We start from the raw sequence: 7,143 nt of genomic DNA, 5'->3' as shown, positions 1-7,143 counted from the left end.
TGACCGAGACGGGTGACTGGCGGCCCCGCCCGACCAAGCTGTGCGGCTGGTGCGACCACCAGGCGCACTGCCCGGAGTTCGGCGGTACTCCCCCGCCCTATCCGCTGCCGGTGAGGGCGGCCGACCCCGGCACCGCCGAGCAGGGCAGAATGGGGCCGGACTAGCGAGAAGGAGACTTACGTGGCCATCCGCGTCCTACTGGTCGACGACCAGCCGCTGCTGCGCACGGGCTTCCGGATGATTCTGGAGGCGGAGCAGGACCTCGCGGTCGTCGGCGAGGCCGGAGACGGCCTCCAGGCTCTCGACCAGGTGCGGGCGCTCCAGCCCGATGTGGTGCTGATGGACATCCGCATGCCGCGGATGGACGGCGTGGAGGCGACCCGGCAGATCACCGGCCCGGAGCGGGACGGTCCGGCCAAGGTGCTGGTGCTGACCACCTTCGACCTCGACGAGTACGTGGTGGAGGCGCTGAAGGCGGGGGCCAGCGGGTTCCTGCTGAAGGACGCCCCGGCCAACGAACTGGTGCAGGCGATCCGCGTGGTGGCGAACGGCGAGGCGATGCTCGCGCCGAGCATCACCAGGCGGCTGCTCGACAAGTACGCCACGCACCTGCCCTCCGGTGACGAGCCGGTGCCGGACACCCTGCACACGCTGACCGACCGTGAGGTGGAGGTCCTGAAGCTGGTGGCGCGCGGTCTGTCCAACGCGGAGATCGCCGCCGACCTGTTCGTCAGCGAGACCACCGTCAAGACCCACGTCGGGCATGTGCTGACCAAGCTGGGGCTGCGCGACCGGGTGCAGGCCGCGGTGTACGCGTACGAGAGCGGGCTGGTGCGCCCCGGCGCGCAGTAGGCACGGCAGGCGCGGTACGTGTGCGGTATCCGCGGGACGCGCAGTGGCCGGGAAAGCCCGAAGGGCGCCCTCTTCCCTTGCGGGAGGAGGGCGCCCTTCGGCCTGTACGGGGTGCGTCAGCCGCTCACACCGCGGGCCAGCTCCCACAGCTGCAACGTGGAAGAGGAGTTGAGGGCGTAGGCGGTGCCGGTGACGTCGTCGCGGGCGGCGACGTACTGCTTGCCCTGCCACAGCGGGATCATCGGGACGTCCTTCGCGACGGCGTCCTGGATGTCGGTCAGGCTGGCCGCGGCGGAGAGCCGGTCGGCCTCACGCCGGGACTGCGGGATCAGGGTGTTGATGACCTCGGCGTTGGCGTACGGGGAGTTGAGCATGTTCCCCTTGTCGAGGAACGGCGCGAGGAAGTTGTCGGCGTCCGGGAAGTCGGGGAACCAGCCCATGCCGAAGACGTCGTACTGACCCTTCAGCTCGGCCGGGCGGAACTTCTCCCACGGCGTGCCCTTGATGTCGACCTGGAACAGCCCGCTGTCGTTGAGCTGCTTCTGGAGCTGCTCGAACTCCTGCTTGGTGGCCGCACCGTAGTGGTCGGTGGTGTAGTTCAGGGTCAGCTTCACCGGCGTGGTGACGTCGGCGCCCTCCAGCAGAACCTTGGCCTTGGCGACGCTCGGGTCCCCGTACTTGTTGAAGAACGAGTTCGAGTGGCCGGTGATGGTGGCCGGGACCAGCGAGTACAGGGGCTCGGCCTGCGAACCGTAGACGTGCGAGACCAGCTCGCTGCGGTTGATCAGCTGGGCCATGGCCTGCCGGACGGCCTTCGACTGGACGCTCGTCGCCTTGGTGTTGAAGGCGAGGTAGCGGATCTCCAGACCGGCCATCTCGATCATGTCGATGTCGCCGCCCGTGGCGTTGGACAGCTTCTGGATCTGGTCCGGCGTCATCGCACGGGTCATCAGGTCGATGTCGCCCTTCTCCAGCGCCTTGCCCATGGCGCCGGAGTCGGCGAAGGAGACGACCTCGGCCTTGTCGTTGTTCACCTTGAGAGCCCCCTTGTAGTTGGGGTTCTTGGAGAACACGGCCTTGGTCAGCTCGCCGTTCTTCACCTCGGACTTCATGGTGTACGGGCCGGAGCCGTCCACGTCGAAGCCCTCGCGCAGCTTGCCCTTCTCGTAGTCGTCGGGGTTGACGATGCCGGCGACCGGGGTCGACAGCTTGAACGGGAAGGTGGCGTCGGCGGTGTTGAGGTGGAAGATGACCTCGCGGTCGCCCTGGGTCTCGACGGTGTCGACGGTGGACAGCAGGGAGGAGACACCGCTGTCGGCCTTGAGGGACAGGGCGCGCTCGATGGAGAACTTCACGTCGGCGGCGGTGACGGCGTCACCGTTGGCGAACTTCAGTCCGTCGCGCAGGGTGCAGGCGTAGCGCTCGTTGCCGGTGTCGGTGAAGCCGCACTTCTGGGCCGCCTCGGGCACCGGTTCGCCGTCGCCGCGCGGCTGGATCATCAGCGTCTGCACGGTCTGGCGCAGCAGGTTCCAGGAGCCGACGTCGTAGGCGTAGGCCGGGTCGAGGGGCGCGGGGGCCTCCTCCGAGGCGGTGAACCGGTCCGTGGTGCCGACGACGATCGCGTCCCCGCCGCCGCTGCCGCCGTCGGACCCGCCGCAGGCGGCGAGTACCGGGGCGAGCAGGCCGACGACGGCCGGCAGCACCAAAGTCTTGCGGTTCATGCTCGAAATTCTCCAGAGCTGTCGGGTCCGTGTACGCGGCATGCAGGGGTGTCGCCGGCCGATCACGGGGGTAGTGGCTGAGGTTCTCGCGATGAGATTAGTCCGGACCCGCACGGAGGCCCGCAGCCCCCGGAGTTGAGGGCTCATCACAGAGCGAAACCGGGCGTGGACACACCGAAAACCCGACAGCGGAAGGATTAGTGCAGTGCTTCACCAATCGGGACACATGGGCGGCCCGACAACGGTGTCCTGGCGCGATTCGGCACAGAGGCACCCGCCTGTCGACCCCTGGCGGCGTGGCGAACGTCACATGCGGGCGCGGCCGACGGCTCTGCCGGAAGACGTTCGCGCACGGCGCCGGACCGAGGGCCGCGGACGCTGCGTGAGCCCTCAGCCCACGTGGGTGATCAGGCCGCGCAGGAAGGTCAGGTCGACCTCTTCCAGCGACCCGACCACGGTGCGCCGGAGGGCCGGGGTGATGGGGGCGACCGAGGGGACGGCCACGACGTGGCAGCCGGCGGCCTCCGCGGCGGCGACGCCGGTCGCGGTGTCCTCGACGACGGCGCAGCGGGCCGGGTCCACGGCGAGTCCGGCGGCGGCGCTCAGGTAGGGGTCGGGGTGGGGCTTGGTGCGGGGCACCTCGTCGCCGGCGACGGTGAGCGCGAAGTGGTGGCGGCCGAGCGAGGTCAGCACGCGGTCGATGATGCGCCGGTGCGAGGCGGAGACCAGGGCGGTCGGGATCCGGTGCTCGGACAGCTCCGCGAGCAGCCGGGCCGCGCCCGGCATGAGGGGCAGGTCGCGGCCGATGCGCTCCTCGAATCCGTCGTTGAGCAGCACGCTGAGCTCGGCGAGCGAGATGTCGGCGCCGGTGGCCTCGATGAGGAAGCCCGCGCTGCGGGTCATGGGGCCGCCGACCACCACGTGACGCCAGGAGTCGTCGAGGGCGTGGCCGAGGGAGGCGAAGACCTCCCTCTCGACGTCCCACCAGAAGCCCTCGGTGTCCACCAGGGTGCCGTCCATGTCGAGGAGCACGGCCTGGAGGGCTGAGCCTTCGGCCGTACGGGTTCCGAGCGCGGGGACCGTACTGGTCATCCACGTACCTCCTTGAGGGACGATCAGGCCGGCTCCCACGAAGGGAGCCGGCCTGCGGTGGACCGACCAGTGTACGTCGTGCGGGACGAGAACGCCTGGTGTGGCGCCCGGCGCGGTGCGGAGCGGGTCCGTACCGGCCTCAGCGGGCGTTGAAGTACTTGGCCTCCGGGTGGTGGATCACGATGGCGTCGGTGGACTGCTCGGGGTGGAGCTGGAACTCCTCCGACAGGTGGACGCCGATGCGCTCGGGCTCCAGCAGCGCGGCGATCTTGGCGCGGTCCTCCAGGTCGGGGCAGGCGCCGTAGCCGAGGGAGAAGCGGGCGCCCCGGTACTTCAGGGCGAACATGTCCTCCATCTCGGCCGGGTCCTCACCGGCGAAGCCGAGCTCGGAGCGCACGCGCGCGTGCCAGTACTCGGCGAGGGCCTCGGCGAGCTGGACGGACAGCCCGTGCAGCTCCAGGTAGTCGCGGTAGGCGTTGGCCTGGAACATCCGGGCCGTCTCCTCGCCGATGCGGGAGCCGACGGTGACGACCTGGAAGCCGACGACGTCAATCTCGCCGGACTCCTCCGGGCGGAAGAAGTCGGCCAGGCACAGGCGCCGGCCGCGCCGCTGGCGGGGGAAGGTGAAGCGGGTGCGCTCGTTGCCGGCGTCGTCCAGGACGATCAGGTCGTCGTCCTTGGAGACGCAGGGGAAGTAGCCGTAGACCACGGCCGCCTCCAGCAGGTTGTCCGTCTGGAGCCGGTCCAGCAGACCGCGCAGCCGCGGCCGGCCCTCGCTCTCGACCAGCTCCTCGTAGGTCGGCCCCTCGCCGGTGCGGGCCTGCTTCAGACCCCACTGGCCCTTGAAGAGGGCGCCCTCGTCCAGCCAGGAGGCGTACTCCTTGAGCTGGATGCCCTTGACGACGCGGGTGCCCTGGAAGGGCGGGGCGGGCACGGGGTTGTCGGTGGCGACGTCGGAGCGGACGTGGCCCTCCTCGGGCCGCTCCTCCACCTCGATCGTGGCGGCCTTGACGCGGCGCTGGCGCAGCTCGGGCAGCTTGGCGCCGGGCACGCCCCGCTTGATGCCGATGAGGGCGTCCATGAGGCGCAGGCCCTCGAAGGCGTCGCGGGCGTAGCGGACCTCGCCGTCGTAGATCTCGTGCAGGTCCTGTTCGACGTACGCCCGGGTGAGGGCGGCGCCGCCGAGGATGACGGGGTAGTCGGCGGCCAGCTTGCGCTGGTTCAGCTCCTCCAGGTTCTCCTTCATGATCACGGTGGACTTGACCAGGAGCCCGGACATGCCGATGACGTCGGCCTTGTGCTCGTCGGCCGCCTCCAGGATGGCGGAGACGGGCTGCTTGATGCCGAGGTTGACGACGGTGTAGCCGTTGTTGGACAGGATGATGTCCACGAGGTTCTTGCCGATGTCGTGGACGTCGCCGCGGACGGTGGCGAGCACGATGGTGCCCTTGCCCTCGTCGTCGGTCTTCTCCATGTGCGGCTCCAGGTGGGCCACCGCGGTCTTCATGACCTCGGCGGACTGGAGCACGAACGGCAGCTGCATCTGGCCGGAGCCGAACAGCTCGCCGACGACCTTCATGCCGTCGAGCAGGGTCTCGTTGACGATGTCGAGGGCCGGGCGCTCCTGGAGGGCGGTGTCGAGGTCCTGCTCCAGGCCGTTCTTCTCGCCGTCGATGATGCGGCGCTTGAGGCGCTCGTCCAGCGGGAGGGCGGCCAGTTCCTCGGCCTTGGACGCCTTGAGGGACTTGGCGGTGGCGCCCTCGAAGAGCTGCATGAGCTTCTGGAGGGGGTCGTAGCCCTCGGCACGGCGGTCGTAGATCAGGTCGAGGGCAGTGGTGACCTGCTCCTCGTCGAAGCGGGCGATCGGCAGGATCTTGCTGGCGTGCACGATCGCCGAGTCCAGGCCCGCCTTGACGCACTCGTCCAGGAAGACGGAGTTGAGCAGGATGCGGGCGGCCGGGTTGAGGCCGAAGGAGATGTTGGACAGGCCGAGCGTGGTCTGCACGTCCGGGTGGCGCTTCTTGAGCTCCCGGATGCCCTCGATGGTGGCGATGCCGTCCTTGCGGGACTCCTCCTGGCCCGTGCAGATGGTGAAGGTCAGACAGTCCACGAGGATGTCCGACTCGTGGATGCCCCAGTTGCCGGTGAGATCCTCGATCAGCCGCTCGGCGATCTCGACCTTCTTCTCGGCGGTGCGGGCCTGGCCCTCCTCGTCGATGGTCAGCGCGATCAGCGCGGCGCCGTGCTCCCGGGCCAGGGAGGTGACCTTGGCGAAGCGGGACTCGGGGCCGGCGCCGTCCTCGTAGTTCACCGAGTTGAGCACCGCGCGGCCGCCGAGCTTCTCCAGGCCCGCGCGCAGGACCTCGACCTCGGTGGAGTCCAGCACGATCGGCAGGGTGGAGGCGGTGGCGAACCGTCCGGCCAGCTCCTCCATGTCGGCGACGCCGTCCCGGCCGACGTAGTCGACGCAGAGGTCGAGCATGTGGGCGCCCTCGCGGATCTGGTCGCGGGCCATCTCCACGCAGTCGTCCCAGCGGCCGTCCAGCATGGCCTCGCGGAACTTCTTCGAGCCGTTGGCGTTGGTGCGCTCGCCGATCGCCAGGTAGGAGGTGTCCTGGCGGAAGGGCACGGTCTGGTAGAGCGAGGCGGCGCCGGGCTCGGGCCGCGGGTCCCGGGTGCCGGGCGCGAGGTCCCGGACGCGCTCCACGACCTGGCGCAGGTGCTCGGGGGTGGTGCCGCAGCAGCCGCCGATCAGGGACAGGCCGTACTCCTGGACGAACGTCTCCTGCGCGTCGGCCAGCTCGGGCGCGGTCAGCGGGTAGTGGGCGCCGTCCTTGCCGAGGACGGGCAGACCGGCGTTCGGCATGCACGACAGGGGGATGCGGGAGTGCCGGGCGAGGTAGCGCAGGTGCTCGCTCATCTCGGCGGGGCCGGTGGCGCAGTTCAGGCCGATCATGTCGATGCCGAGCGGCTCCAGCGCGGTGAGCGCGGCGCCGATCTCGGAGCCGAGCAGCATGGTGCCGGTGGTCTCGACGGTGACGGACACGATGACGGGCAGGTCGAGGCCGAGGGCGTCCAGGGCGCGCCGGGCGCCGAGCACGGACGCCTTGGTCTGGAGCAGGTCCTGCGTGGTCTCCACGAGGAGGGCGTCGGCGCCGCCCGCGACCAGTCCCTCGGCGTTGCGCTGGTAGGCGTCGCGCAGGACGGTGTACGGGGCGTGGCCGAGGGTGGGGAGCTTGGTGCCGGGGCCCATGGAGCCCAGGACCCAGCGCTGCCGGCCGTCGCGGGCGGCGAACTCGTCGGCGACCTCGCGGGCGACCCGGGCGCCGGCCTCGGACAGCTCGTGGACGCGCTCGGGGATGTCGTACTCGCCGAGGGCGGAGTGGTTGGCGCCGAAGGTGTTGGTCTCCACGCAGTCGACGCCGGCGGCGAAGTACTCCTCGTGCACCGAGCGGACGATGTCGGGCCGCGTCAGGTT

Annotated in this window: 4 protein-coding genes and 1 pseudogene; 2 read left to right on the top strand and 3 right to left on the bottom strand. The window is 70.2% G+C overall.

Features of this window, described 5'->3' with window-relative positions; genetic code table 11:
* Together GTW67_RS09165 and GTW67_RS09160 are read left to right on the top strand one after the other, a co-directional pair.
* Window positions 1-164, top strand: a pseudogene (locus GTW67_RS09165) (recombinase RecB); the annotation flags it as partial.
* Between the two features lie 16 nt (window positions 165-180).
* Entirely contained in the window at window positions 181-852 is a 672-nt protein-coding gene (locus GTW67_RS09160) for a response regulator (RefSeq protein ID WP_003977171.1), read from the top strand.
* A gap of 116 nt (window positions 853-968) precedes the next feature.
* Here GTW67_RS09160 and GTW67_RS09155 read toward each other — a convergent pair whose 3' ends face one another.
* The 3 genes from GTW67_RS09155 to metH form a co-directional block, all read right to left on the bottom strand.
* Window positions 969-2,573: an ABC transporter substrate-binding protein gene (locus GTW67_RS09155; protein WP_161164308.1), complete on the bottom strand. Its 1,605-nt coding sequence runs from the start codon at window positions 2,571-2,573 to the stop codon at window positions 969-971.
* A gap of 390 nt (window positions 2,574-2,963) precedes the next feature.
* A complete protein-coding gene (locus GTW67_RS09150; protein WP_161164307.1) occupies window positions 2,964-3,665 on the bottom strand; it encodes an HAD family hydrolase in 702 nt (233 codons plus the stop codon).
* Window positions 3,666-3,804: 139 nt separating this feature from the next.
* On the bottom strand, window positions 3,805-7,143 hold a 3,339-nt coding region (metH, locus tag GTW67_RS09145; RefSeq protein ID WP_161164306.1), incomplete at its 5' end, for a methionine synthase.

The organism is Streptomyces sp. SID5910, from assembly GCF_009862125.1.
Taxonomy (GTDB): Bacteria; Actinomycetota; Actinomycetes; order Streptomycetales; family Streptomycetaceae; genus Streptomyces.
This window is presented reverse-complemented; position numbering and strand designations above follow the sequence as displayed.